The sequence below is a fragment of the Haloarcula marismortui ATCC 43049 genome (genome assembly GCF_000011085.1).
Lineage (GTDB): Archaea > Halobacteriota > Halobacteria > Halobacteriales > Haloarculaceae > Haloarcula > Haloarcula marismortui.
The window spans coordinates 584,083-609,932 of record NC_006396.1 but is presented as its reverse complement, the minus strand read 5'-3'; the positions used below and the strand labels follow the sequence as shown (position 1 = coordinate 609,932).

Sequence of the window (25,850 nt, the reverse complement as noted above, 5' to 3'; positions counted from 1 at the left end):
TCAACACGTCAGACGGGCGTCAGACACAGGGGGAAAACTAATAACTATTCGTCTGCAAGGACGCTTTAAATTATGGATTCGATAATTGACGACGCTATCGACGAGGCAGAACAAGACGGGGAGGACGCGGCTGGCGGGACTGTCGACGAAACGACATCGACGCCGTCGCAGGACATGTCCACATCGGGGACGATGTCCGACGAGGAACTGGCAAGCGTCGTCAAAGACCTGGAGACGAAGATTACGGTCGTCGGCTGTGGTGGCGCTGGCGGAAACACGGTCACCCGGATGATGGAGGAGGGCATCCACGGGGCCAAACTTGTCGCCGCAAACACTGACGCACAGCACCTCGCCGACGAGGTGGCCGCCAACACCAAGATTCTCATCGGCCGCAAGCGTACCGGTGGCCGCGGCGCGGGCTCCGTCCCGAAAATCGGCGAGGAGGCCGCACAGGAAGATATCGAGGACATCCAGCAGTCTATCGACGGGTCGGATATGGTGTTCGTCACCGCCGGTCTCGGCGGCGGCACCGGCACCGGCGCGGCCCCGGTCGTCGCACAGGCCGCGCAGGAAGCCGGCGCACTCACCATTTCTATCGTCACGATTCCGTTCACCGCCGAGGGTGAACGCCGCCGTGCTAACGCCGACGCTGGCCTCGAACGACTCCGTTCGGTCTCCGATACGGTCATCGTCGTGCCGAACGACCGCCTGCTGGACTATGCGCCGTCGATGCCGCTGCAGGACGCGTTCAAGATCTGTGACCGCGTGCTGATGCGCTCGGTCAAGGGCATGACCGAACTGATTACCAAACCCGGCCTCGTCAACGTGGACTTCGCCGACGTTCGGACCATTATGGAGAACGGCGGCGTCGCGATGATTGGCCTCGGCGAATCTGACTCCGAGAACAAGGCACAGGACTCCATCCGCTCGGCGCTTCGCTCCCCGCTGCTCGACGTGGAATTCGACGGCGCGAACTCCGCGCTCGTCAACGTCGTTGGCGGCCCCGACATGAGCATCGAGGAGGCCGAGGGTGTCGTCGAGGAGATCTACGACCGTATCGACCCCGACGCTCGTATCATCTGGGGTGCGTCGGTCAACAACGAGTTCGAGGGCAAGATGGAGACGATGATCGTCGTCACTGGCGTCGAAAGCCCGCAAATCTACGGCCAGAGCGAGGCCGAGCAGGAGAAGGCCGCCCAGCAGCTCGGCGAAGACATCGACTACGTCGACTAAACTGCCTCGCTGTCTCAGTTTTCTATTTCCCCGTAATCGCCGTTACGTGCCGCCCTATCTACATTTTCTCTATCATAAATGATATTCTCGCCGAAAAGCGTTTATCCGGAAATTCAGACTCTTTCTTTATGTACTCTGACTCGAGGCGTGGTGTTCTCAAAAAATGCATCGCAGCTGGGAGCTTGGGCCTCTCGTCTGGCTGCCTTGGTACCCTGGGCGGGAGCGGTGACACCGTCCAGTTTGGTGCGGTTCTCCCACTCAGTGGTGCGCTCGCTCCGCTCGGGCAACACGGCAAGCGCATGGTCGAGCAGGCAGCGAGCGACGTCAACGCGGCCGGTGGTATCGGCGGTAACGATGTCGAAGTGACCATCCTCGATACCGAAGCGAACGCCGAAACCGCTGTCGAGCAGTACGGGACGCTTGTCGACCGTGGTGTCATCGGCTTCGTCGGTGGCCTCGTCAGTGACGCGTCGCTCGCCCTCGCACCGGAGGCGGCCAGCGACGAGATCATGGAAGTCAGCCCAGCCAGCACCGCCCCGCAACTATCGACGGCCGGCCAGGCCAACGGGCGGAAATTCTTCGCCCGAACGGTCCCGAGCGACGGGACACAGGCGGCGGTGATGGCGAAGGTCGTCGACGACCCGCTGTATGTCGGCGCGGACTCCGTCGCGCTACTGAGCATCGATAACTCGTTCGGGGCCGGACTGGCGGACGCACAGCGTGAGGCGCTGGACGCCGAGGTCGTCGCTGATATTCGGTACGACCCGTCGTCGGAGTCGTTCGACGACACGCTTGCGGACGTGTTCCAGAACGACCCTGATGCCGTCACCTTCACCAGTGTCTCCGGGCAGGAGCGGGGCATCCTCGATGCATACAGCCAATCGGAGTACGATGTTCCGTGGGTGTTGTCTGCAGGGATGTTCGGTGGCGACCTCCCGTCGTACTACGACGGGTTCTACAGCGCGTCGCTGTCCTCTGCACGGACGCAAGCGTACTTCGAACTCGTCCGCCGACTCCCGGATATCGACCAGCCCAGAGCGTACTCGGTCAATGCGTACGACGCGCTGTTTTTGATGGCGTGTGCCGCTGAACAGGCCGGTGAAGCCAGCGGTCCGGCAATCGCCGAGACCATTCAGTCGGTTTCCGGCGGGTCTGGACACACTGTTTCAGTCGGCGACTTCGGTCGTGTTCGGTCACTCACTGAGGCAGGCCGGGCAGTGAATTACCAGGGTGCGTCCGGAAGCGTCGACCTGACTGCGGACCTCGAACCGCTGAGTTCGTACCTGATCGAACAAGTCAATAATGGGTCAGTCGAGTCGCTAGAGCTATTGCAGCGACAGTTCTTCGCATCGGGAGGGAATCAATGAGTTCACTCCCGAGCCGGATGGTTCAGGCGACGGAACGTGCGCTCCCTGACGTTATTCGGCGGCGGTACGCGGCGAAGTTCGGCGTCCTGCTGCTCGGCGTGGTCGTCGTTCTCGCGCTGGGCGGCGCGGCGATCCACCTCGATACGGGGTCGCTGGTCGAGTCACAGACCGAAGAACAGATCATCGGTGTTGCGGAGTCCCAGTCGAGTTCCGTGTCGAGCTGGGTCTCGAACAAGCAGTCGACGGCGACGTTCCTTGCAGCGTCTATCGGTGACCGGTCCGAATCGACATCGGACATAGAACAGCAGCAGTGGCTCGAACAGAAGCTTATCGGGCTCCCCGGAGATGTCCGGGCGCTGCATTACGTCGATGCCGCTGACGGCACAGTCACCGCCAGCACTGACGACGAACTCAACGGCGTCGCACTGAGCAACGTTGACGACCCGTGGACCGACGCGAGTGGTGCAGTCGTCTCGTCGGGACCGACGGGCACGTCCGAAGCGTACCAGAGCGGGAACGAATCGGTCATCGCATTCATCCAGCCCGTCTCCGGCAGCGACGAATACATCGTGCTGACGGCGTCGCTCGAGGCGCGCTCCCACGAGTTCACATCACCATTTGCGACCGGCGACGTGAAGGTCGTCGGGTCGAGCGGGCAGATCATCCTCGACAATCGAAAGAGTTCAATTCTCGAAGAGTATGCGGCAACCGGGGACGCGACCGATACCAGTGTTGACTCGGCACTGAACGGCGAAACCGGCTACAAGTCCGTCTCCGCCAGAACGGGGATGGAAGACGGGCAGTACGTGATGGCGTACACGCCGGTGACCGGCACTGACTGGGCGCTGCTGTATCACGTGCCCCAGGACCGCGCATTCGCCCTGCAGTCGGCTGTCTCGCAAAATATCGCACTCCTGGTGGCGCTTGCTGTTGGGGCACTGTTCGTCGTCGGCGTGACAATTGGGCGCGGAACCGCAAACGCACTCTCCCGCGTGGCCGAAAGCGCCGAAGACATCGCCGCCGGTGAGATCAACAGTACCCTCCCGGAGACCACGCGCGTCGACGAAATGGGACAGTTGTACGACTCATTCGCGTCGATGCAAGCGTACCTGACGACCGCCGCGGACCAGGCTGACGCGCTCGCCGAAAAGCGGTTCGACGACCCATCGCTCGACGAAAGCATCCCCGGAGAGTTCGGTGCGGCGCTGGAGGAGATGGGCGAGGATATCCAGACGTTGATTACCGACGTCGAGGCCGCCAGAGACGAGGCGGAGGCGGCAAAAGAAGACGCCGAGTCGATGGCGTCTGCCCTCGAAGCGAAGGCAGCCGAGTTCAGCAACGTGATGGACAAGTCGGCGGACGGGGACCTCACCCAGCGGATGGCCACCGACAGCGACTACGACGCGATGGTCGATATCGCGGAGAGCTTCAACGAGATGATCGCGGAACTCGAACGGACGGTCAACCGCATCGAAGGGTTCGCTGGAACCGTTGACAGTTCAACGGAGACCATTTCAGCGAGTGCACAGGAAGTGCGGTCGGCCAGCGAGTCGGTGAGCGAGTCGGTGCAACAGATCGCCGAGGGCGCTGACGAGCAAAATCGGAACATCCAGCAGGTGAGCGACGAGATGACCGACCTGTCGGCGACTGTCGAGGAAATCACCTCGTCGACCGACGAAGTCGCGTCGAAGTCCCAGCAGGCCGTCAATGACGGCGAGTCCGGCCGCGAGTACGCCGAGCAGGCCGCCACCGAAATTGAGGCACTCGAACGGAAGTCCACCGAAGCTATCGAACAGGTGGAGTCCCTCGCAGAGGAGATGGAGCGCATCGGCGAGGTCACGACGCTCATCGACGAAATCGCGGAGCAGACGAACATGCTCGCGCTCAACGCGAACATCGAAGCCGCTCGGGCCGGTGAGGCAGGCGAAGGGTTTGCCGTCGTGGCCCGCGAGATCAAGACGCTCGCCGAGGAGACGCAGGAAGCGACGACTGACATCGAGTCGATGATCGGCGAAATCAGGTCCCGGACGAACTCCACCGTCGAGGATATGCGGGACATGGGCGAGAGCGTCGATACCGGGAAAGAGACGGTCGAAAACGCAACCGACTCGCTGACCAGTATTGTCCAGCAGGTCAACGAAGCTAACGACGGGGTGCAGGCTATCAGCGACGCGACCGACGAGCAGGCGGCCTCAATGGAAGAGGTCGTCTCGATGGCCGAGGAAGTCGGCTCGATCAGCGAGGAGACATCCGCCGAGGCCGAGAACGTCGCCGCGTCCGCCGAGGAACAGACGGCGTCGATCACGGAGGTCACCGAGAAGATACAGTCGCTCTCCAGTCAGGCGACTGACCTCAAGCAGCTTATCGACCAGTTCGAAACCAGCGATGCCGATAACGGTAGCGAGCTGGGGACACACGAATCGGGCGGAACTGCGCTGACTGACGACTGACCGAGCGGGTTCGGGTCGCCTGTTCCGGGTATCGCCCCGGTCTGTCGGCTACTTTTCATTCGAGACGATACCCAGCGCATTCTGTGACGGGTTCGGACTCGTCGCCGCGCACCACAATATAGAAAAGCCACCAGTGGGTACGACCCGCTATGGACGTTCCATACGATCTCACCTCCTACATCCGCGTACTCAAACTGGCGAGTACGCCGTCGTGGGAGGAGTTCTCCCAGATCGCGAAAATCGCCGGCGCGGGCATCGCGCTGGTCGGACTGCTCGGGTTCATCATCTTCGCTGTGATGACCTTCGTGCCTGGCAGCAAGCCGGTGTAAACCGATGGGGATCTACGCAGTCAAAACCACGGCCAGCCAGGAACGCACCGTCGCGGACATGATTATCTCCCGCGAGGAAGACGAGATCCACGCCGCGCTCGCGCCGGACTCGCTCACGAGCTACGTCATGGTCGAAGCGGACGACCACAACGTCTTCGACCGCATCCTCGACGAGATTCCCCACGCCAACGGCGTCGTGCAGGGCGAATCTTCGATGGCGGAAGTCGAGCACTTCCTCTCGCCGAAACCGGACGTGGAAGGCATCGCGGAGGGCGACATCGTCGAACTCATCGCCGGCCCGTTCAAGGGCGAGAAGGCGCAGGTCCAGCGCATCGACGAGGGCAAGGACCAGGTCACCGTCGAACTGTACGAGGCGACGGTCCCGATTCCGGTTACCGTGCGTGGTGACCAGATTCGAGTGCTGGACTCCGAAGAGCGGTAGACCCATATCCACCGGCGGAGCCGGTGGTTCACGGGCCTGAACGACTGAGGGCCCGCGTTTTCGCCCACGTTTTTCGAGGAGTGGTGCGCGAGCACAGTGAGCGCACCCGACGAAGAAAAAGGTGGAACAGTAGGAGGCGACGGTCCCGATTCCGGTTACCGTGCGTGGTGACCAGATTCGAGTGCTGGACTCCGAAGAGCGGTAGGCGAACGGGTCTCGTGCAATTCGAACGGATGCGTAGCGACCCGCAAGGGAGCAATCAAGCGTTTTCAAACTAGTTGGCAATCATTGTCGAGCAAAGTCAGGCACCGTCGTAAAATAGCGGTAGTTGCTACGCTTCGCCGCCTTCCAGTCGGTCGATGACCTCGCTCATGTTGGCGGCGGCCTCAACGGATTCCTTTATCTGTTCACGACGGCGGACCTCGGCGGCAGAGGCGTCGTAGGCGCGAACGTACTCCGCGCGGGAGTGTTCGTCGAACGCGTGCTTGATAGCGAAGTAGCCGTCGGGGACGACGGCACCACAGACCTTACACTCGATACGGTCGTGTTCGACCGACTGGTGGATGATAAGCTCCTCGACGCGGTCGAACTGTCTCTCGTCCCCTTCGATGTCGCACTCCCAGCGTGGCATTTGCTCAGTGGCAGGCGACCCGGGGTTAAAAACGTTGGCTGCCACCTGTCAGAAGTCTGTCTCTCAGATTGCCAAAACGGAAACCCCTAATGGCAGTACGGAGTTAGCGTTGACCGTGCAACCCGAGGGGTACGCCGTTGATCTCCACGTGAAAGTGCTCGACGACGGGGTCGTCGAGCGCGCGAAGGCACGTGGCCTCGACGCGCTGGTGTATGCGCCGCATTTCACGCGGCTGTCGGAGATACGGCGGCAAGCAGAGGCGTTTTCCGACGAAGAGCTGACTGTGTTCCCGGCCAGAGAGATATTTACTGGCACCTGGCAACAGCGCCGGCACGTACTGGCGATAGGCCTCGAAGACCCGATTCCGGATTTCATTACCTTCGACGGCGCGATGCGGGAACTGGACCGCCAAGACGCGGCTGTACTGGTTCCGCATCCCGGTTTTCTCAATGTCAGTCTCGGACTGGACGACATCGAAGCGTACGACGACATCATCGACGCGCTAGAAGTGTACAACCCCAAGCAGCTGTCCCATCACCGAGACCGTGCGCAGTCGTTCACGTCGGAAACCGGTCACGAGCCGTTCGTCTCCTCGTATGCCCACGTTCGCGGCACCGTCGGCGAGGCGTACGTAACGTTCACCAAAGCGTTCGAGAGCGTGGCGGGGCTCAGTGCGGCGCTGAAAGACGACGTGGAGCGGTCGCTGTTCCATCGCGATGGTCTCTCACACGACCTCCGCCGGGCGGTCGAGTGGGCGCATCTGGGGCTGGAAAACACGTGGGGCAAGTTCGACCGACTGATGTTACAGGGGACCGAGCCGACACATCCTGACCATGTCGCGTACGACGGTCGATTCAACGACGTGAAGGTGTACTAAACCAGAAACGCGCTGTTCTCGACGACGAAGGTCCTGACCGTTGGCGGCAGATACTGTGGGAGCACGTGGACGAGCAGGGCAACCGCGAGCAGTTCGAAGGCGGTAATCACGACGGTAACGGCTTCGGCGCGGTCGCTTGAGGTTGTCACGCCCGTCGGTGAGCCATACTCTGTGTCCGAGAACGGGTAGAACAGGGCAATCCCCCGTCGGGAACCGAAGTAGTCAAGCACGTAGTGCGTGAGGACACCGAGCCACACCCACTGGAGATTGCCGCCGTGATACAGCGGATGGGCCAAGAATATGATGAGGACGGGGAGATTGTGCAGGGTCTTGCGGTGCTTGCCGAAGGCGGTGTCGACATCGGGAAACAGTGCGCCCAAGACGATGGGAAGGAACACTTCCGCGATTGTTGCGAAGGTCGTCACGTCGCCCGAGGGGTCAAGAACGTATCCCAGTCCGATGCTCAAGAGGACGGCGTTCAGGACGTGCCCACGTTTGTTCATCTACCTGACCGTCCGTGTCCCAACTGAAAGAGCTTACTACTCCTGTAAGGCGGTTTCCAGGTCCCGGAGCGCCTGTGTCGCGATGGCCGATTTGATCTCGCGACGGGTACCATCGAACTCGTAGCGAGACACTGTCACGCCGGACTCGTTGGTTCCCCAGGGGGCGGCCTCGGCGACGGCGATGTACACCGTCCCGACGGGCGTCTCCGGCGAGCCGCCGCTCGGCCCAGCGACGCCAGTCGTAGCGACGCCCCAGTCGGTCCGGGCGGTGTCGCGAACGCCCCGAGCCATTTCGATAGCGACCGGCTCGGAGACCGCGCCGTGAGCGTCCAGCGATTCCCGCGAAACAGCCAGCAGTTCACGCTTGGCCTCGTAGGAGTAGGTGACCAGCGAGCGGTCGAAGTAGTCGCTGGAGCCGGGTATGTCCGTTATTTTCGAACCGACAAGGCCACCGGTACAGGATTCCGCGGTGGCGACCGTGGCAGCAGCTTCTCGGAGACGCTTGCCGACGCGCTTCTCGACCGGGGTCGCAGTGTCGTCTGCCATTGTCCGTAGTTGTCGTGATAGGCGAATAAACGTTCAGGGCAGGCCGATATATTTCAGCTTGGAGACACAACTGTGTATATGAGCTATCAGACGACGCTTGGCTGGTCACTCGTTACATCGGGCCTCGTGACGCTGTTCCTCTGGGTCCTGCCGGGGTCGGACCTCCTGTGGGGGATGCTGTTGCTCGTCCTCGGCGGACTGACGCTGTATATTCGCCAGTAGACAGAAAAGCAGACGGGGCCGGCAGTCGGAGTGGACATATGGACTACACGGAACCCCAGTTCTTCCGGGTCATGCAGTACGCGGCCCGGGCCGACCGGGACGTGGTGGACATGGTGTCGGGCAATCCCGACTGGGACCCGCCTGAGGGGCTTCGGGACGGGCTACGGGACTATGCCGAAGCGTCCGCTGACGACTATCAGTACCCACCCAGCGTGGGGCTGACGCCGCTCCGCGATGAAATCGCCGCTCGGCGCGGAGTGGACCGGAACCGCGTACTCATTACGAACGGCGCTGGCGAGGCGAACCACCTCGCGATGACCGGCGGGCTCCATCACTTCGACGGCAACGAAATCCTCCTGACTGACCCGGTCTACCCGTACTACGCCGGCCGGGCGAACTTCATCGGCGCGGACATCTCCTTCGTTCCGGTCGACGAGCACAACCGACTGGCCCCCGCGGACGTTCGGGCGGCCGCGAGCGAGGAGACGGCCGTCATCGTGGTGAATTCGCCCAACAACCCCACCGGCGCAGTGTACGACGCTGAAGCGATGGCCGAGTTTGCAGCCATCGCCGAGGAGTACGATGCCCTGCTACTCAGCGACGAGGTGTACGACCACTTCGACTACGCAGGTCGGTTCAGTTCAGCGCTGCGCGCCGACTCCGACCACGTCGTCGCCACCAACTCCTTCTCGAAGACGATGGCGATAACGGGGTTTAGGGTCGGCTATGTGATTTTCCCGCCGGAGGACGGCCCCACTGGGACACTGCTCGAACGCGCTCGCACTCAGCACATGCTCACGAACGTCACCGGGAGCCGACCAGCGCAGTACGCCGTCCTGCGGGCGCTGAAGACGACGAGTCCGGACTACTACGCCGCCTGCCGACGGCGACTCGAAAGGCGCGTCGACGACTTCTGTGCCGCACTGGCTGCGGCTGGGGCCGAGTACAACCGCCCCGACGGCGGCTTCTACGTGATGGCGCGGTTCCCTGACTTCCCCGGGTCGTTCGAGAACGTGTACGAACTCATCGACGAAGCCGGCGTCGCCGGGATGCCTGGCGAAGCCTTCGGCGAGTCCCGTAGCGACTGGATACGGTTCGCGCTCGTGACTTCCCGGGTGGACGAGGCAGCCCAGCGGCTGGCGAACTACTTCGGATAAAAAGCTGTTGCCAGCTTAGCCAAAAATCAGTTCCACGTCTCTCGCCCGCGCCAGCAAGTCGTCATCGTAGTACGCCTCGGTCTGGGCAGGGTGTGTCTCGTCGATGGCTCGGACCGTTTTGACGGTGTTGGCGAAGTTCTTGTATGTCGCTTCGTCGACCATCTGGCCGTCGACGACGACCGCGCCAGTGCCCTCGCGTTTGGCCTCGTTGAACGACTCGATTTTGTGGAGGTCTCGCTCCATTTCTTCCACTGTCGGCATGTGGATTCGATTCGCCTGTTCGGTCTGCTTGGGGTGGAGCGACCACGAGCCGTCGATGCCGATTGTCGCTTCGTACGCCACCTGATCGGCGTATCCCTCGGCGTTGTAGTAGGTGACGCCAGCGCGTTCGTGGAACAACTGGTCGAAGGGGCCGCCGATGGCGACGATGTCGGCGGCGCTCGTCTCGTTCGACAGCGCTTCGAGCAGACCGTCCCAGCGGGGCCGCTCGCCGTCGAGCGTGCGCCCGCCGAGTTCTGCCGTGTAGTCGACCGGCCCGAACACGAGCCCGGAGAGCCGGGAGTCTGTTGCGTACTGGCAGATCTCGCGGAGGTCCGAGCGGCCGGGGGCCGTCTCCAGAATGATCGCCATCTCCAGCGTCCCCTCGGGAAGCCCGGCGTCGCGCTCAGCGTCGGCAATGACACCTGCGGCGTCGCGCACGTCGTCAAGGCGACCAACCTTCGGGAAGACGAAGCCGTCGAGTTCCTCGCCGACCGCCTCGGCCAGGCGGGTCACCTGCTCGATGCCACGCTCACGGGCGTTGGCGTCGTCGTAGGCCCACTCGACCCGCGGGAGAATGTCCCCGGCGAAGTCGTCGGCGTGGTCCGGAATGTGTTCGATTATGTTGTCGACGGCTTCGTCTTTCATCGACGGCGCAGTGCCGTCCTCAATGTCGGGGACGAGCCAGTCGGGGGCCTGAAACCCCTTGCTGGTGAGTCCCGAGACGAGGAACTTCGCGCTGTTGTCGTTCGGTATCGCGGCCGGTGCGGTCTGGAATGTGCGACAGAGTCGTGTCATGTATCTCGCTGAATGAGTGCGGTTCGCCGGCCCGAGTAGACCGGGGTCTGGTCCTGATTGAACGCGACGTGCTCGAACGTGACCGCGCCGGCTCGTTCCGGCCCGGCGTCGGGGTCGCAGTCGAGGACGCGAGTGAAGCCGTAGACGGTGTCGCCCAGCGTGACGAAGTCGTGGAACTGCTCGTCAGCGAAGCGACGCTCGCGGTAGGTCGCCTCGTCGGAGCGGGCGTGGGCCAGCGCAACCGAGCGTGTCACATCGCCGTACGCGACGATGTCGCCCGACGGCGAGTCGGCCATTTCGTCGCGATTGTGGTGCTGGCGCGCGGTGTTGAGCGTCGCCAGCGGCAACCCGGCGACGAGCTGGTCGTCCATCGTCCGCCCGCGTTCGTGGCGGTAGGCGACGGCGGCGTTCTCCGTGTCGGCGCGTTCGAGTGCCGCTTGGAAATCCTCGAAGTACTCGCCGTCCGGGGAAATGGGGGTGTCGGGCAGCATAGGCCCATCCTCATCCTGTTCCCCGACTGCGCCGCCATCCGTAGCCGCTGGCTCCCGGCGCGGAATCATGTTCGTTCGCCGGTAGGACACCAGCGTCTCGCCGGTCTCGCGGTCCCGGCCCTCCGTTTCCCAGGTGACGATACCGTACTGGGGTCTGGAGGACGATGTCTTGGTGTCGACGACAGTCGAAGTGACCGACAGCGGCGTCCCGGCCGTCACCGGCTGATGGAACGTCACGTCGTCGCGGCCGAGGAAGTACCCGCCTTTCTCCGAGAGGTCTTCGACGGTGATGCCCATCACACACGCCAGCAGGTAATCCGGGTGGACCGGGCGCTCCTCGAAATCGCGTTCGCGGGCGGTATCGGCCCGCCAGTACGCCGGGTCGTGGTTGAGCGTCTGGCCCATCCACTGCTCGCTGCCGTGATGGGTGAGTCGGAGGCCGGGGTCGTGAGCGAGTTCGTCGCCCTCGGCGAAGAACTCGAAGAAGTGGCCTTTCTCTCGGGTGTCAGCCCGGTCCAGCAGCGAGTCGAACGTCTCGCCGTCCGAGAGGTCCAGCGCGTCCGGGTCAGCCCAGTCAGTCATCAGCCGGCACCTCCTGTGTGGCGTCCCGTCTGGCAAGCGCCCGCCGCATCTCGTTTGTGACAACCATGAACCCCTCATCGAAGCCCATGCCCGGTTTCGCCAGCACCTGCGCGGCGTCGGTTGCCAGCGCGACGTGGGCACAGGCCCGCGCCGAGGTCACTGTCTCGTTACACGTCCCGCCGACGTAGGCCCGGGTGTCCGTGCCGTCGCAGTACAGCACCGCTTCGGCCGAGCGCTGGATGCCGCCGAGGTCCGGCGTCTTTATTTGGACGAGGTCGGCCGCTTCCGCGTCGACGAACGCCTGCACGTCTTCGAAGGTGTTGCACCACTCGTCGGCGACGATGTCCACGTCGACGCCTGCATCGGCCAGTCCCTCGCGGAGTTCGGCCATCTCGGTTATCTGTGCCTGCCGACCGCCAGCGTCCATCGGTCCCTCAACCTGAAGGGGGTACGGTGCGGCGGCCTCCCGCAGCGTCTCGAAGTAGTCGGTCACTTCGGTCCGGTCGTACGGCGGGCCGAACACCTTCCCGAGGATGCCGTACACGTCCACGTGGAAGCGCGGCGAGTACGGCTCCGGCCCGAGCGCTGTCGCCCGGTCCGAGAGCCAGGCGAGGTAGTCGCGCAGCCCCTCGCCGTTCTCGCCGACCTTCTCAACGCTGTTGAACAGGCCGTGGGGCAGGACCGGGACGCCCTTGATGAGCATCTTCTCGGCGTTGATACGACGTTCGTCTCCCGACTGGCCGAACACCGGAACCGGCGAGGTCGCCGGCTCGGTGTCGTAGGTGTCCGCGAGTACGTCCGTCGGCGTCACCCCGCGTGCCTGCGCGGCGGCGTTCAGCAGCGCCTGCGAGACGCCGTAGCGGACCGCGGTGTGGAGCTGGTCGCCGCCCGAGCGCTGTGGGCTCATTTCCTCCAGCATCGTCGCGTTGGCCCCGAACTGGGTCGCGTCCTGCCCACGGAGTGCGTCAGCGACAGCCCCCTCGACGACAGGCCGGTACTTTTCAGCCCGAAACAGCGGGTCACGGCCGCCGGCCCCCGAGTACTGGACCGCGGCGCAGTCGCCCGTTGCGATGGAGCCGTCGGCGAGTTCGATTTCAACGATGAGCGCCTCGCCGGCCTCGCGGATGCGGTCGAACCCGTCCGTGACCGGCTGGCCGTCGTAGGCGAACCCGGTCTGGGTCGCCCCATCCTTGATGGCCTGCTGGTCGTCGAAAAAGAACCCGGAGAGGCCTGGAACCGTTCGAACGTCTTCAATCCGCATCGCTTGCACCCCCTGCGGGGCTGTTGTCGCCGCCCGGCCGCCCGATGAGCTTCCCATCGCTGATGGCGTCCACGTCATCGGCGACCATCCGGAACGACTGGTCGCGGCCTTCGGTCTCGGCTCGCTCGCCGAGTCGCGCGGCGTGAATCTCCTTGATGTCGTCCGGGAGCGCGAGGTCCGCGAACTCGAAGATGCGGACCCGGCCATCGTCGTCTCTGGCCGGGAGCACCGCGCCCTTGGCGGCGTCGCTGGGCGCAAAGGGCACGTCCAGTGCGCCGCTGTCGAAGGCGTTGATAACTCCCTGTGCAACGTCGCCGTCGCCGGCCTCGTAGATAGCGTCCATCAGCGCCCGTGTCTCCCGTTCGATGAGCGCCTGTTCCTCGTCGATACCCCCGAGGTCGATATCCTGTTCAATCATCATATCGATAAGCTGTCTCGTCGTTCGCAGTCCGGCCGCGTTGGCCTCCTTCGTCGGCACGCCCTGGAACTCCTGGGCGGACTTCGTGATGACTTTGTCCGGCTGGGCGACGGCCGCTGTCGCGCCGCCGAGGCTGATGACGCCGTTTGCCCGCGCCTCGTCGGGCGGGAAGCCCCCCATCCACTCGTGGAAAACGGTCGTGACGGTCACTTCATCGCGGAGATACTCGTTGCCGAGCTTCCGCAAGGCCCGCAACGCTGCCACGTCCTGCACGAGGTTTCCGACCTGTCCGTAACCCAGTGTGAGCGACCGGACACCCTGTGTCGCGGCGAGCTCGCCCTCGACGAGCATCACCGCGATTGCGATGCTCGGTGGGACGAGCGTCCCGGTCAGCGGACCGAAGGGCTCGCGGTTGATTGTCACACCGCGCTCAGTGTAGGCCCCACAGAGCCGGTCGACGAACTGCCAGTGTTCGATGGTCGTCGCGAGGTCGTGTCGCTTCGTATATGGGATGTTGTAAGAAATCGGTCCGCCCTCGAAGCTCTGGAAGCCGCCGGCAAGCGTGACCATCGCCAGTAGCCGGGCATCGGGCGTGCCGTGCCGGACCTCGACCGGTGCGTCGAGCGCCCGGATGAGCCGCCGGCAGTCTTCGACGCCGTGGTTCACCGCGGGGAAGCCGTTCAGTTCGTTTTCGTCGCTGCCGCGAGAGGCGGCGAGTCCCTCCTCAGCCTTCTCGTACTCGTTGTCGCGCGTGTATGAGTCGATGGTCGTCGGCAGGAGGTCCGCACCGCCCTCGTCCTGTAGATACCGCAGCAGGTCGATCTGTTCTTCGAGGCAAGGGACGCCCGCTCGCGGCTGGAGGAGCGGCTGGTCGGCGGACTCCAGCACTTGGGCGAACTGCTTTGAGGCCGGCAGCGACTCGTGGAAGGCGATGGCCTCCTCGAAGTCGACTTCGCGGCCTGTGTGCCAGTTGTCTCTGAGGTCGTTTGCGATGCGCTGTAGCTGGTCGTCGCTGAGTCGCTCGTCAGTTGGCATAGTCACCCGTCAACCCTGATCTGCTCCGCTTCTGTTGTCGTCAGTTGCAGGTCTTCGCGGAGCATCTCGATTGCCTCCTCCGGGTCCGTCTCCGCGTCGAAGACGCGGTCGAAACCCATCTGTCGGAAGGTCGCCTGCGTCTCCTCGAAGTCGGACTGTCCGACGGCGAGGTTCCCACCGACGTACGTGAGCACGTCGAGCCCAGCGTCGTCGAGCTCGTCGTGCAGCCCCTCGCAGTCCTGGCGGGCGTGCCCGTACAGCGAGGATACCAGTACTGCCTCGGCGTCATGAGATTTCGCGGCGGAGACGAACTCGTCCTGTGCGGTCTGGACACCGAGGTTGATGACCTCGAAGCCTGCGGCCGAGAGCGCCTGCTCTAGAATCGTGATGCCGACGACGTGCGCGTCGGAGCCAATCACGCCGAGGATAACGGTCCGGGGCATGTACTTCCCCGTCATCGGCGGGTAGTGATAAACCTAATGGTCTTTCATGATAATATGGCCTTAAGGAATTTATAACGGACATTCAAGAAGGTTTATGCGGCCGCCCCGTCGTGGTTTTTGCATGGGTGCGCTTGACGACTTGCGTGTGCTCGACCTGACACAGGTCCTCGCCGGACCGTACTGTACGATGTTGCTCGCAGACATGGGCGCGGACGTGGTAAAGGTCGAACGCCCCGGCGGCGACCTCATCAGGTCGAACCCCCCGTTCGTGAGTGACGGCGACGAGGAAGCCTACGGCGGCTACTTCCAGAGCGTCAACCGTGGGAAACGCTCGCTCGAACTCAACCTGGGGACCGATGAAGACCGCGAGGCGTTCCTTTCGCTCGTTGAGCGCGCAGACGTGGTGGTCGAGAACTTCAAGGCCGGCACGATGGAGAAGTTCGACTGCGGCTACGAAACGTTGCGAGAACACAACCCGGACCTCATCTACTCGTCCATCCGGGGCTTTGGCGACCCGCGAACGGGTGAAACCCACCGACAGGGCCAGCCGTCGTTCGACCTCATCGCGCAGGCGCTGGGCGGGGTCATGGAAATCACGGGGCAGTCGGACGGCCCGCCGACGAAGGTCGGCCCTGGCGTCGGCGACCTCTTCACTGCCGTACTGAACGCTGTCGGCATCCTCGCGGCCGTCCATCACCGCGAACGCACAGGCGAGGGCCAGTACGTCGATACGGCCATGTACGACTCAATGGTCTCGCTGTGTGAGCGAACGGTGTACCAGTACTCCTGTGACGGCGAGTCGCCGACCCGGCAGGGGAACTCTCATCCGACGCTGTTCCCGTACGACTCCTTCGAAGCCGCCGACGGCCACGTCGTCATCGCGGCGTTCGCCGACGGTCACTGGGAGGCGCTGTGTGAAGCGATGGAACGCCCGGACCTCGCCGCGGAGTACCCCGACGCCGGCAGCCGGATTGCGAACCGCGAGTCGCTGCGGGCCGAAATTGCGGAGTGGACCACCGCTATCGATTCGGAAACGCTCCTTGACCTGCTTGAAGGGCGCGTGCCGGCCGCGCCGGTCCAGAATACCGCCGACATCTTCGACGACCCGCATATCCACGACCGCGAGATGCTCGCCGAGGTGGACCAGCCGGGCGCGGACGATCAGATGACCATCGCCGGCAGCCCAATAAAGATGACCGAGACGATGCCCTCGCCCGGCGGTCGTGCGCCGCTGCTAGACGAGCACAAGACGGAACTGCTTGATGAGGCTGGGGTCGATACGGGAACCAATCGAGTGGAAAGCGACGACTAATCGGCAACTGCCGGCAATTTTCACCACATCAGGGCAGGACCATTATCTATCATGAGCCGTAGAATAGGCTATGGTCGAAGTTCCAGATGCGCTCAGTACATTGTTCAGTGCCCAAATAGAGACGGACGGGGACCGATATATTGTTGAAATTCCGAAAAGTGAAGTATCTCACGGTGCAGTCTCGCCGGGCGAGACCTACCGCGTCGGCCTGCTCTCGCAGGTCGACGCCAGTGCGTCGGCAACAGCCCAACCGCAGACGCCCAAACAGGACACCGACCCGGAACGAGCCAACACCGGCGTCCCGCAACCGCCAGTCGACGAAGGCGAAATCCGAAACGTGACCATCGAATCGCTGGGCGACCAGGGCGACGGCATCGCCAAGGTTGAACGCGGATACGTCGTCATCGTCCCCGACGGCGAGCCGGGCGATTCGCCGACCGTCGAAATCGAGACCGTCCAGGAAAACGTCGCGTTTGCGAGCGTCGTCGACAACGACGGCCACACTGTATAGCGGTATCGTCGCGTTTTCAGCGGCTCAGTGACCGCCGGGCTGGCCAGACTACGGGGCCGGAGCAAACTGTCACGGCAGGGTCGTTCAACCGACAGACCCCTACTTGAATGGAATCTGTCGGACGTGGTAGAGGTCGAAGAACGACTAGTAATCACAGCATCACAAACGTTTATATGATTTAAATCCGGTATTTAAAACACTATATGGTCGACCCAAAAGAGAGCATTGACATCGAAAATGTCGTTGCTTCGACCGGTATCGGACAAGAACTCGACCTTGAGAGCGTCGCGATGGACCTCGAGGGAGCCGACTACGACCCCGAGCAGTTCCCGGGCCTCGTCTATCGGACACAGGACCCCAAATCCGCCGCGCTCATCTTCCGGTCGGGCAAGATCGTCTGCACGGGTGCGAAATCGACAGACGATGTCCACCAGAGTCTGCGCATCGTCTTCGACAAGCTCCGTGACCTGAACATCCAGGTCGACGACGACCCCGAAATCGTCGTCCAGAACATCGTCAGCTCCGCTGACCTCGGAAGTTCGCTCAACCTCAACGCCATCGCTATCGGCCTCGGGCTTGAGAACATCGAGTACGAGCCGGAGCAGTTCCCGGGCCTCGTCTACCGACTCGACGAACCCGACGTGGTCGCGCTGCTGTTCGGTTCGGGGAAGCTCGTTGTCACCGGTGGCAAGCGCAAAGAGGACGCCGAAGAAGCCGTTGACACCATCGTCGAGCGGCTGAGCGACCTCGGCCTGCTGGACTAACGGCTCAGTGCCAGTGACTGGGCGGCGGCCAGTCACAGCCCGTTTTTCGGTTCACTGCGGTCCCGACGCGACGCGCACAGAGCAATTACGACGGACAGGAACCCCGCGGTTCAAATACCGGGACGACTAACCCCGTTCCGATGGGAGACCCCGCCTCGACGGGCACAGAGTCCTGGCGCACGTATTTCGGCTTCGACGAGCCCTACGAGAATCAGGCCGACGCCGTCGAACGAGCCATCGAGGCGGGCAAGGCACGCGGCTTTCTCGCGATGGAAGGTCCGTGCGGAACGGGCAAGACGATGGCCGCGCTCACCGCTGGCGCAACGCTAGTCCGCGATACAGACCTGTACGAGCGAATGGTCGTCGTCACGCCGGTCAAACAGCAACTCCAGCAGTTCGTCGACGACCTCCGAGCGCTTAACGCTGGAATCGACGAGCCGTTCGACGGCATCTCACTGGTCGGCAAGCGCGACCTCTGTCCGTACGGTCGTGAGAGCCAGTTCCCGGACGACGTAGGGACACACGACCGCTGTGAGGACCTCAGGGAGGCGACGGCGCGGTTAGTTGAGGACGACGGGCGCTCGGACGGCGCGGCCGTCGCGGACGCCGCAATCGCCGGTGAGGCTGACGATGACCAGTGGTGGGACCCGCGGAAAGGACAGGACCTCGCCGCGGCTGCACGCCCAGATGCGGTCGAGCAATCGACCCTTGGCGACGACACACTTCAGACGGCCGGCGCAGCCTCGCCGTACCGGCAGGCCCAGCCAACGGCTCCAGAGTCGATGGCAGAGGGGTCCGACCCGCCGCTGTACTGTCCGTTCGAGGCGGACTGGTACGCCCGCAACAAGGGCTCGCCCGTCGACTTCTCGGCCGGGGACGAGCACGTGGTGACGATGGACGACTACCTCCCGGCGGCAACGGAGCGCGGGACCTGCCCGCACCGGGTCATGAGCGTGATGCTGAACGAGGCTGACGTTATCGTTGGGAACTACAACCATCTGTTCGACCCGGGCTCTCGCCCGCTGCTGTCTGACGTACTCGACAATCAGACGCTCGTCATCGTAGACGAGGCGCACCGACTCGAAGAGCGCGTGCGAGACCTCCTGTCGGACCGCCTCGGCCGTCAGAGCATCGTGCAAGCGCGCAACGACTGCACGACACTCATCCAGCGCGCCCAGCAGAGCGCCGACCACAAGGCGCAGGTCCGTGAGGTGCTGTCAGCCCGCGAAGTCCCGCTGGACGCAGTTGACCAGGCCCGGAAGTTCTACGACGACCTCGTTCGGTGGCTCGACAACCGCATCGAATCCTTCCTCGACGCCGAACACGAGGGCTGGCGCGCGGACCCGTCAAGCCTCCCCGAGCACGACAGGGAGATTCCGCTTCGGGACCCCGACACGGTCGAACAGGACGAACTGACCGAGTGGGCCGAGCGCAAGGGCTACGAGGGCTCGCTGTGGCGCTCGCTGTCGAAGGTTGGTGCGGCCGTCGAGGACGCTATCGACCAGCTCGGTCTGACCCGCCAGCCGGTGTGTGCCGCTGTCGGCGTGCTGGCCGGGCAGTGGTGGGAGCGCGACCACGCAACGTTCCTCCGGGAGATCGAACTGGAGCATTCGCCGAACCACGGCCAGACCCTTGATGCCGATTACCAGGCCGTCTACACGCCGGGACTGCTGTGTTACAACTGCATGCCAGCGACGGCCCTGCGTAACGTCTTCGACGACCTCGGCGGCGGTATCCTGATGAGCGCGACGCTGGAGCCGCTGGACGTGTTCACCCGCGTGTCGGGGCTGGACTCGATGGCCGAGACGGGCTCGACGGCCCCCGACGAGCAATCCGGCGACGGACGGCCGGTCCGGTCGACGACCTACGACCTGCCGTTCCCGCCTGAGAACCGGGCGTCGTACCTCGTCGACGCGACACCGTTTACCGCACGCAACCGCGGCGACCCCGGAACGATGCGGCCGCTCGGCGACAACTGGAATCCAACGCGAGACGAGTACGCACAGGCGCTACGCGCGCTGGCCCGCTCACCGGGCAACGTCATGGTGGCGATGCCAAACTACCGGGAGGCGCGCTGGGCCGGCGCATACCTGCAAGACGCCGTCGAGAAGCCGGTCCTCGTGGACGAGTCATCGAGCAACGAGGAGACCGAACGGCTGAAACGCGAGTTCTTCAGCGGCGATGGAAAAGTCATGGTCACATCGACTCGCGGGACGCTGACCGAGGGCGTCGACTACGACGGCGAGAAGCTCTCGACCTGCGCGGTCGTCGGCATCCCGCTGGTGAACATCGGGTCGCCACGTGTCCGGGGTGTCCAGCGCGCCTACGGTGACGCCTTCGGCGAGGACAACGCCTTCGAGTATGCCCTGACAGTTCCGGCTGTGCGGCGCGCGCGCCAAGCCATCGGCCGCGTCATCCGTGGCGTTGACGAGGTCGGGGTGCGGGCGCTGGTCGGCCGACGGTACACGCCGGACGCGCGGCATTCGGTGTCTCCGTACCTGCCCGCCGGCGAGCGCGAGGAGTTCACCCGGATGACGCCGGATTTCCTCGCGAGCCAACTGGATTCGTTCTGGGCCGACCACCGTGCCGATTAACCGGAATATTTCGTTGGCAGCGGAAGGCATATACATCGTGGAACGAGTGTACCTATAGATGCCCGAGTGTCAGAACTGCGGTGAATTTGTAACCGAGCAGTACGTACGGGTTTTTACACCAGAAGCCGTCGAAGGCCATGGCCCCCGGGTCTGTCCAAACTGTGAGGACAAACTCCGGGACGGCGCGGATGTCCGTGAAGCGCGGTCCTCGAGACAGTAGGACAACTCCTTTTCGGGAAGTACTCAAGGCCAGACAAGCGTAGCTTCTGGCATGAGCGAACTCGACGTCGAAGCGGTCGACGATATTAATGCACCCGCAGGAATCGATGCGGCGGAGTACGTCCTCTACGGCGGAAAAGGCGGCGTCGGCAAGACAACGTGTGCTGCGGCCACCGCGCTGGCCTCCGCGCGCGACGACACGGCGACGCTCGTCGTCTCTACGGACCCTGCCCACTCCCTGTCGGACACGCTGGATGCGGATATCCCGGCAACGCCGACGCGCATCCGCGAGGACATCCCACTGTACGCCGCGGAGATCGACCCGGAGGCCGCCGTCGGCGAGGGACCGCTCGGTGTCGAGGAGGACGCACTGGGTGGCGTGGGCGAACTGCTCGGCGGCGACGGGATGTTTGGCGGAGGTGCAGGCGGTGCAGCGGGCGCAGGTCAGGCCGAGGACCCGATCGGCGGTGAGGAGGGACTTCTCGGCGGGTCGATGCCCGGAGCCGACGAAGCCGCGGCCCTTCGCCTCCTGCTGGATTATGTCGACGACGACCGGTTCGACCGCGTCGTCATCGACACCGCCCCGACCGGCCACACGCTCCGGTTGCTGGAACTCCCAGAGACGATGGATTCGATGGTCGGGAAGATCCTCCAGCTCCGCGAGCGCTTCTCCGGGATGATGGACAACCTCACCGGCATGTTCGGCGACGATCAGGACGTCGACGCCGAGGCCGGCATCGAGGACCTGCAGGAGCTTTCGGACCGCATTGAGCACCTCCGGGGGATTCTACAGGACCCACAAAGGACGGATTTCCGCATCGTGATGGTGCCCGAGGAACTGTCCGTTGTCGAATCCGAGCGTCTGCTCGCCCAACTCGGCGAGTTCAACATCCCCGTCAGCACCGTCGTCGTCAATCGAGTGATGCAAGACCCGAGCGAGGTGCTTGGCGAGGACGTGGACATCGCCGGCCCGAACCACGCCGACTGCGAGTTCTGCGCGCGGCGCTGGCAGGTACAGCAAGACGCCCTGGCCCGGTCACAGGACATGTTCCGCGGCCACGACGTACGCCGTGTGCCGCTGTTCGCCGAAGAAGTGCGCGGCGAGCGACTGCTGTCGGTTGTGGCGGCCTGTCTGGACTAAACTGAGCGGGGCGGTGATTAGCGTGTCAGCTTCCGGATGACACCGAACGCTGCGTCGCGCCACCGCGCCGGCAAGTAATCGAGCATAAGCAGTAGCTGTGCGCCCTGTCCGACCGGATACCGCGGTTCAGGGTCGCTGGCGTTGGCAGCGTCACGGATAGTCAGCGCAACTGTCCCAGGCGTGACAGAGAGCGCGTCCTGAATGCCGACGAGGTTCGAATCCTCGTGGGCTTGATACAGCCAGTCGTACGCGCCGGACGTATCAAGGTCATCGAGTTCCTCGTCGGCGCGGTTGTCGAAGTTGGTCTCAACCGGCCCGGGTTCGACGAGCACCACGTCGATGCCGAACTCCTCGACCTCCATCCGGAGCGCGTCACTGAGTCCCTCCAGCGCGAACTTCGAGGCGGCGTAGCTACCCTGATTGGGGAAGGCGATACGGCCCGCGACGCTGGAGACGTTCACGATGGTTCCGTTCTCGCGAGCCCGCATGTGCGGGAGCGCTTCACGGATGAGTCGGTGCGGGCCGTAGAGGTTCACGTCAAACTGGTCGTGCAGGTCCGCCGTCGACACATCCTCAACCGCGCCGAACTGCGCATAGCCGGCGTTGTTTATCAGGCAGTCGAGTCGCCCTTCGGACTCGATAAGCGCCTCAACGACCCGCTCGCACTCCCGCGGGTTCGTCACGTCAAGCTCAGCGGTTTTACAGCCTGCATCTTCGAGGTCTTCGATGTCCGATTCCTCGCGGGCGGTCGCCCAGACAGTCCAGTCGTCGGCCAGGAACGCCTCGGCACTCGCCCGCCCGATACCCGAGGACGCCCCCGTAATCAGCACCGTCTTCGCCATGTGTTGGCCGGGAGAACACACCCCGGGAAGTTATACTGTCGGTTATCCGAACGAGCTACTCGACGGTTGCCTTTGCCTCGTCGGCGTAGCTGTCGGCCAGCCGGGTCGGCTCGGGGAGCTTGTAGCCGTCGGCGGTAGCTTCGACGATATCCGCCGCCGTGCTTGCGCTGACGCGATGGCCGGGACTGACGATGAGCGGGTTGATGTGCCGATTCGGTGAGTCGTACTGGCGCGTCTGGAGTGCGTGGCCAATTACTGTCCCGTCGGGGCAGGTCTCGACGCTGTCGTCGGCTGTAATCGGAATCCGCGTCCCTTCCGGGTATCTCTCGTCGAGGGACTGCTCCGGTGTGCCACAGAGGAGGTTCTTTGCGACGCCGACGGCCGGCACGTCCAGCGTGACGCCGATGTGTGTCGCCAGCCCGGCTTCCCGGAAGTGGATGCGGCCACTACCGTCGACAAGTACCACGTCGGGGTCAGTCTCTAGCTCCGCAAACGCGGCCAGAATTGCGCCGCCCTCACGGAACGACAGCAGGCCGGGAATGTACGGAATCTCGGTGCGTTCGACGGCGCTGACTCGCTCGATGACCTCACCGTTCTGTAGCACGACAATCGCCGAGACGGCCTTGTCGTCGACGAACGCTTGGTCGACGCCAGCGATGAATGGCGGCTCCGTTCGGTCGTCGGCGCTGGTGCTCAGTGTCGTCTGGTCGACGTCCGGTGCATCTCCGGTGCGCGTGATCGCCTCGGGCAAAACGTCCATCTCGTCCTCGAACCGCGCCGCCGCCGCGATATCACGTTGCAACTCCTCCATCTCAGTCTGCGAGAGCGACGGGTCGGGAACGAATTCGGGGCGAACCGGGTGCACCGTCATGGACGACGCCGGCCCGGACCGCCGGGACCGCCCGGTCCACCAGGGCCGCCGGGGCCGCCGCCACCGCCGAACTGTATCTGGCCGGGCATCCGGGTCTGGCCCTTGATTTTCTGGCCGTACCAGAGCCCGATGATGAGGCCGATAAGATGGGCGAGATGCGCGATGTTGCCACCAAGCAGGCCGGCCCCCATCGGATTGAGCGACCCGAAGATGCTCAACAGGAAGTAGAAGCCGGTGATCGCCCAGATCGGGACGGGAATCAGGAAGTACAGGTAGACGCGGAGGTCCGGTTTCAGGACCGTCAGGAACGCCATGATCGCCAGCGCCGCGCCACTGGCTCCGAGGACACCAGCAGACGTTCCCTGCACCGTCTGGATTGCGATCTGTCCGAGGCCTGCCAGCGCGCCGGACACGAGGAAGAAGACCGCGAACTTCTTCGACCCGATCTGCTGCTCGACGAGTCGGCCGAAGAAGTAGATGATAATCCCGTTTCCGAAGATGTGATAGAATCCGAAGGGGGCGTGTGAGAACACGGACGTAACCCAGGTCCAGACGTACTCAGGGTTGTTCGGATGGAGAACGAACAGCGTCTGGAACGCTTCGCGGCCAAGCGAGAGGATAACAATATGTTCGAGAATGAACACAATTCCCATAATCGCCAGGAACAGATACGTGACGTTCCCCCGGAAGTACGCCAGCGGACCACCGGGCCCGGTGTCGATACCGAACCGGTCGGCGACACCGCCGCTCCCTGATGTCTGGCCAGTATTTACACTCTCGTCGAACCCGCTGTCGAACACGCCGCCCGGATCGCTCCAGTTGTCCAGTCCGGGGCAATCGTGGGCCTCGGGAAGCCGGTGTTCCGCACAGTAGGTCCCCCCACAGTGCCCACACTGGTACGGCATGTTCTCCTGCTTTCCACAGGCATCGCACTCCGACATTATACTACGGTAGGAGTGGACGGTGCAAAGGGATTGTGCTTATACTGTCGGCTGTTCGTCTGTGACAACTCTCGCCTTCGTGAGAGAGCTGATATCTCGTAACAGGGACAGTCAACAGCAGGACAGTGGACCGGCCACCGATCGATTATCGCGTAGCTGAGAAGTACCCTGCAAAACCGTACGAGCCAGCGAGCAGCACACAGCAGTCAAACGGCGATTCACTCGCCAATATCGGGGTTGGTTTCAGCGTCTCGAAGCACACCGATCCACGCCGGTTCGCCATCGTACTCGATGGACCCGCCGGAGACCTCGATGGTCCGCGTTTCGCCGTTGGCCTGTCGGCCCTCAAACTTCGAATGGAACGTATCGAGCTCGTCTGAGTCCGCTGCTCGGAGTGACTCGGGAAGTCGGTCGCCGTCGCCCTCTGCCGTGAGGAGAGCCGGGGATTCGTCGATGAGTTCACTCTGGTCATAGCTGAAAATGTCGGCCAGCTTCTGGTTCACGTAGACAAACGTCCCGTCCTGAATGATACAGACGCCCGCCAGCTCCTGTTCGACGAGCCGTTGATACCACGAGAGGGCGTTCCAGAACCGCTGCTCGGTTCGATGTTGCTCGACGGCATTTTCGATTCGGTTGGCGAGAACATCGTATGTGTCTGACCGCCCTCCCTTCTGCATGTAGTCCGTAACGCCCGACGCGATTGCCTCGCTCGCGATCTCTTCGCTACCTTTGCCAGTGAACAGAATAAATGGGATATCCTGATACTGCTCGCGGACGAGTTCCAGAAACTCCAGCCCATCGGTGTTTGGCATATCGTAATCGCTGACGATACAGTCGACCTGCTCTGTCCGGAGGAAATCGAGCGCGGCAACGGCGCTGGTCTTCGTCACGACATCGAAGTCGTCGTTGATCCGTTCGAGATACACCTCGACCAGTTCACCCACCTGTGGGTCGTCGTCGACGTGCAACACGGTACACTGCTGGGACTGCTCGACTTTCGCCAGCGGAATCGGGACCTCTGCCCGCATCTCGTCGCGTCGGTCTACTGATTCAGTCCGGAGAAGCGGTGTATGCCGCGTTGCCACGCGTCGGCTCCCGCTGATGGCTGCACTGGAGAGCTCCACTGTCTTGTCTCCGAGCCGCCACTGTTCCTCAGAAGCCATCTTTCCCCCCGGTGCTGCCGACAAAGCCACCAGTGATCATCAATTGCATCAAGAAAGTAGCGATCGTTGTATACCTCGACCACCCTACGTCCGGCAACTGAAGGGAGCCGGTAGGATGTCTATATTTCGGATAGTCATCAGTTAATTTCCATTCATACATCAATACACAACCCTGATTGTCAGTTACATACCTGCCTACTAAACGTTACTGATGGGGGGTATCGCTAGCGTCTTCTCATGCGTACATACGACCTGCGCGTGTAATTTTCCCACTAAATACGCGATTTAACTCTTGTGTCGGTTGTTTTCTGGATTTATCTTTTAATTCTATCCTTAATACAACATATAATATGTAGGTACTTTTCAAATAAATTTAATTATCTCCCACCCAACATCCAAATTGTATCATGTCAGATACCACCATGCGCGAATACCTCGCAGAGCACCCA

General features: G+C 63.0%; 25 protein-coding genes and 1 pseudogene. 14 read left to right on the top strand and 12 right to left on the bottom strand.

Annotated elements, in window-relative coordinates; all coding sequences use genetic code 11:
- The first annotated feature begins 72 nt into the window (after window positions 1–72).
- The 6 genes and pseudogenes from ftsZ to RR_RS21880 all read left to right on the top strand — a co-directional run.
- Window positions 73–1,233 carry a cell division protein FtsZ gene (ftsZ, locus tag RR_RS07090; RefSeq protein WP_011223181.1) on the top strand — a complete coding sequence of 387 codons (1,161 nt, stop codon included), beginning with the start codon at window positions 73–75 and terminating at the stop codon, window positions 1,231–1,233.
- A gap of 128 nt (window positions 1,234–1,361) precedes the next feature.
- A complete protein-coding gene (locus RR_RS07085) occupies window positions 1,362–2,600 on the top strand; it encodes an ABC transporter substrate-binding protein (protein WP_011223180.1) in 1,239 nt (412 codons plus the stop codon).
- The gene (locus RR_RS07080) at window positions 2,597–5,050 is read left to right on the top strand and encodes a methyl-accepting chemotaxis protein (protein WP_011223179.1); all 2,454 of its coding nucleotides are present in this window, start codon (window positions 2,597–2,599) and stop codon (window positions 5,048–5,050) included. Before RR_RS07085 ends, RR_RS07080 begins: the two co-directional genes overlap by 4 nt.
- 149 nt (window positions 5,051–5,199) lie before the next feature.
- Complete coding sequence (locus RR_RS07075; RefSeq protein WP_004516835.1) at window positions 5,200–5,379, top strand: protein translocase SEC61 complex subunit gamma; 180 nt, start codon at window positions 5,200–5,202, stop codon at window positions 5,377–5,379.
- 4 nt (window positions 5,380–5,383) lie between these two features.
- Window positions 5,384–5,821 (top strand): transcription elongation factor Spt5, encoded by a 438-nt coding sequence (locus RR_RS07070; RefSeq protein ID WP_004516836.1) that lies wholly within the window; start codon window positions 5,384–5,386, stop codon window positions 5,819–5,821.
- 133 nt (window positions 5,822–5,954) lie between these two features.
- A pseudogene (locus RR_RS21880) lies at window positions 5,955–6,026 on the top strand (transcription elongation factor Spt5); the annotation flags it as partial.
- 126 nt (window positions 6,027–6,152) lie between these two features.
- Here RR_RS21880 and RR_RS07065 read toward each other — a convergent pair.
- On the bottom strand, window positions 6,153–6,452 hold the full coding sequence (locus RR_RS07065; protein WP_004961826.1) for a DUF7565 family protein: 300 nt from the start codon (window positions 6,450–6,452) through the stop codon (window positions 6,153–6,155).
- A 115-nt stretch (window positions 6,453–6,567) separates the two neighbouring features.
- On the opposite strand from RR_RS07065, the gene RR_RS07060 reads away from it, so the two are divergent.
- A complete protein-coding gene (locus tag RR_RS07060; RefSeq protein WP_049938819.1) occupies window positions 6,568–7,329 on the top strand; it encodes a PHP-associated domain-containing protein in 762 nt (253 codons plus the stop codon).
- Here RR_RS07060 and RR_RS07055 read toward each other — a convergent pair.
- Together RR_RS07055 and RR_RS07050 are read right to left on the bottom strand one after the other, a co-directional pair.
- Complete coding sequence (locus RR_RS07055; RefSeq protein ID WP_004961832.1) at window positions 7,326–7,832, bottom strand: metal-dependent hydrolase; 507 nt, start codon at window positions 7,830–7,832, stop codon at window positions 7,326–7,328. The genes RR_RS07060 and RR_RS07055 overlap by 4 nt on opposite strands.
- Before the next feature lie 36 nt (window positions 7,833–7,868).
- A complete protein-coding gene (locus RR_RS07050) occupies window positions 7,869–8,378 on the bottom strand; it encodes a CinA family protein (protein ID WP_011223177.1) in 510 nt (169 codons plus the stop codon).
- A gap of 78 nt (window positions 8,379–8,456) precedes the next feature.
- Here RR_RS07050 and RR_RS22340 point away from each other — a divergent pair, with 78 nt between their 5' ends.
- The gene (locus RR_RS22340; RefSeq protein WP_004961837.1) at window positions 8,457–8,600 is read left to right on the top strand and encodes a hypothetical protein; all 144 of its coding nucleotides are present in this window, start codon (window positions 8,457–8,459) and stop codon (window positions 8,598–8,600) included.
- 38 nt (window positions 8,601–8,638) lie between these two features.
- Complete coding sequence (locus RR_RS07045) at window positions 8,639–9,757, top strand: pyridoxal phosphate-dependent aminotransferase (protein WP_007190467.1); 1,119 nt, start codon at window positions 8,639–8,641, stop codon at window positions 9,755–9,757.
- 15 nt (window positions 9,758–9,772) lie between these two features.
- On the opposite strand, the gene citE is transcribed toward RR_RS07045, so the two are convergent.
- Genes citE through glmS form a run of 5 tightly spaced genes read right to left on the bottom strand, consistent with a single transcriptional unit; the run spans window position 9,773 to window position 15,043 of the window.
- Window positions 9,773–10,813 carry an L-malyl-CoA/beta-methylmalyl-CoA lyase gene (gene citE / locus RR_RS07040; RefSeq protein ID WP_011223176.1) on the bottom strand — a complete coding sequence of 347 codons (1,041 nt, stop codon included), beginning with the start codon at window positions 10,811–10,813 and terminating at the stop codon, window positions 9,773–9,775.
- Complete coding sequence (gene mch, locus RR_RS07035; RefSeq protein ID WP_049938818.1) at window positions 10,810–11,886, bottom strand: 2-methylfumaryl-CoA hydratase; 1,077 nt, start codon at window positions 11,884–11,886, stop codon at window positions 10,810–10,812. Before mch ends, citE begins: the two co-directional genes overlap by 4 nt.
- Entirely contained in the window at window positions 11,879–13,147 is a 1,269-nt protein-coding gene (locus RR_RS07030; RefSeq protein WP_049938817.1) for a methylaspartate ammonia-lyase, read from the bottom strand. Before RR_RS07030 ends, mch begins: the two co-directional genes overlap by 8 nt.
- Window positions 13,137–14,600, bottom strand: coding sequence for a methylaspartate mutase subunit E (locus tag RR_RS07025; protein ID WP_007190471.1), 1,464 nt, complete (start codon window positions 14,598–14,600; stop codon window positions 13,137–13,139). Before RR_RS07025 ends, RR_RS07030 begins: the two co-directional genes overlap by 11 nt.
- Window positions 14,601–14,602: 2 nt before the next feature.
- The gene (glmS, locus tag RR_RS07020) at window positions 14,603–15,043 is read right to left on the bottom strand and encodes a methylaspartate mutase subunit S (RefSeq protein WP_004592954.1); all 441 of its coding nucleotides are present in this window, start codon (window positions 15,041–15,043) and stop codon (window positions 14,603–14,605) included.
- Window positions 15,044–15,164: 121 nt separating this feature from the next.
- Here glmS and mct point away from each other — a divergent pair, with 121 nt between their 5' ends.
- The 5 genes from mct (at window position 15,165) to RR_RS06995 (ending at window position 21,584) form a co-directional block, all read left to right on the top strand.
- Window positions 15,165–16,355: a succinyl-CoA:mesaconate CoA-transferase gene (mct, locus tag RR_RS07015; protein WP_049938816.1), complete on the top strand. Its 1,191-nt coding sequence runs from the start codon at window positions 15,165–15,167 to the stop codon at window positions 16,353–16,355.
- Window positions 16,356–16,425: 70 nt separating this feature from the next.
- Complete coding sequence (locus RR_RS07010; protein WP_004961865.1) at window positions 16,426–16,866, top strand: TRAM domain-containing protein; 441 nt, start codon at window positions 16,426–16,428, stop codon at window positions 16,864–16,866.
- A 203-nt stretch (window positions 16,867–17,069) separates the two neighbouring features.
- On the top strand, window positions 17,070–17,630 hold the full coding sequence (locus tag RR_RS07005; protein WP_004516850.1) for a TATA-box-binding protein: 561 nt from the start codon (window positions 17,070–17,072) through the stop codon (window positions 17,628–17,630).
- Window positions 17,631–17,770: 140 nt separating this feature from the next.
- A complete protein-coding gene (locus RR_RS07000; RefSeq protein ID WP_011223172.1) occupies window positions 17,771–20,224 on the top strand; it encodes an ATP-dependent DNA helicase in 2,454 nt (817 codons plus the stop codon).
- Window positions 20,225–20,495: 271 nt separating this feature from the next.
- The gene (locus RR_RS06995; protein WP_004961875.1) at window positions 20,496–21,584 is read left to right on the top strand and encodes an ArsA family ATPase; all 1,089 of its coding nucleotides are present in this window, start codon (window positions 20,496–20,498) and stop codon (window positions 21,582–21,584) included.
- A gap of 17 nt (window positions 21,585–21,601) precedes the next feature.
- On the opposite strand, the gene RR_RS06990 is transcribed toward RR_RS06995, so the two are convergent.
- The 4 genes from RR_RS06990 to RR_RS06975 form a co-directional block, all read right to left on the bottom strand.
- A complete protein-coding gene (locus RR_RS06990; protein WP_007190475.1) occupies window positions 21,602–22,426 on the bottom strand; it encodes an SDR family oxidoreductase in 825 nt (274 codons plus the stop codon).
- A 55-nt stretch (window positions 22,427–22,481) separates the two neighbouring features.
- Complete coding sequence (locus tag RR_RS06985) at window positions 22,482–23,297, bottom strand: endonuclease V (RefSeq protein WP_007190476.1); 816 nt, start codon at window positions 23,295–23,297, stop codon at window positions 22,482–22,484.
- Window positions 23,294–24,238 (bottom strand): rhomboid family intramembrane serine protease, encoded by a 945-nt coding sequence (locus tag RR_RS06980; protein WP_011223171.1) that lies wholly within the window; start codon window positions 24,236–24,238, stop codon window positions 23,294–23,296. The genes RR_RS06985 and RR_RS06980 overlap by 4 nt, the downstream gene beginning before the upstream one ends.
- A 218-nt stretch (window positions 24,239–24,456) precedes the next feature.
- Window positions 24,457–25,401: a response regulator gene (locus RR_RS06975; protein ID WP_004961887.1), complete on the bottom strand. Its 945-nt coding sequence runs from the start codon at window positions 25,399–25,401 to the stop codon at window positions 24,457–24,459.
- Window positions 25,402–25,850 lie beyond the last annotated feature (449 nt).